The organism is Vibrio sp. D173a (genome assembly GCF_030248475.1).
On sequence record NZ_JAHGAH010001288.1, the window covers coordinates 1 to 1,108 of the forward strand.

General features: G+C 41.0%; 1 protein-coding gene. It reads right to left on the reverse strand.

Annotated features, from left to right (window positions below; all coding sequences use genetic code 11):
• Positions 1–116: 116 nt before the first annotated feature.
• Positions 117–926, reverse strand: coding sequence for an AraC family transcriptional regulator (locus tag KIV40_RS32905; RefSeq protein WP_285353573.1), 810 nt, complete (start codon positions 924–926; stop codon positions 117–119).
• Between the last annotated feature and the right edge of the window lie 182 nt (positions 927–1,108).

Sequence of the window (1,108 nt, forward strand, 5' to 3'; positions counted from 1 at the left end):
GAACCAGTAATGGGTGTAAGGTTCAAAATCAATGACTATGGACACACTCACTGCAATATACATGAAAGGGCTCTTTTACCCACTTCAATACATCTTAATTGACTCATATATCACGATTAAAGTTGGGAGTTGAAGTAGCGTTTTGGTGTGGTGCCAAATGTCTTTTTGAAGTGGTTATTAAAATGGCTCTGGTCATAAAAGCCACATGCCATCGCAACGTCTATCGGCAGTGTATTTTGTTTAAGCAAATGTACCGCCTTTCGCAATCTGATTTGAATCTGGTACTGATGTGGGGTAATGCCGACCTCATGTTTAAACTGCCTTAATAAATTGAACTTGCCTAGCCCCGACAAATTAGCAAGCTCATCAAGTTTTATATCTAAATGGCTGTATTCAAATATGAAGTCTTTGACTTGGGCTATATTGCTTGTGGCAGATGATTTGGGTTGAGTAGGCGCAGTATTTCCCGTCTGTGTTAGCAGCTCCATGAAAAAAGTAACTAATAAGGATTCTGTCATTAGCGTGGGGTAGTTGAGCTCGTGAGATTGAAATACTTGATTTAAGTGTATGACCAAATCAGGAGTCGTTAAGGACGGCTTGTCAAAAGAGGGAGAAAAGGATTGTTCGCTACCATACTCAACGAGAGCTTTGTTAATTTGCTCTGGGGTTGGGTAAATAGCTTTATACTTCCAACCACCTTCACTGGCAGACTCCCCTGTATGAACTGTATCCGCATTGACAACGACGAGTTCCCCTAGTGTAGAGGTGTGATTACCTCCCTTATAAAAAAAGCGCTGAGCTCCGTTGAGTACAGTTCCTATGGCGTACCCTTCATGGATGTGTTTGGGGAAGACTTCATCGTTGTACTTGGCCTCAACGATATCAATGCCGCCCAAGCAATTTATTTGAGCATATGTAGACGGCATACGCATTCCTTTGCCTTTTGTTGTCAATTTTATACAAGCCAAGTTCCCGCAAATACTTGACGAGTGTGCAGCTAGCTATAGTTAGAAGCTATGAGCTCCATTTTCAAATGCAATTTCATCCTATAAGGGCATTTTTTACCACTGTACGATAATTTCAAATATTCTGGAACAAGGAAAAAACA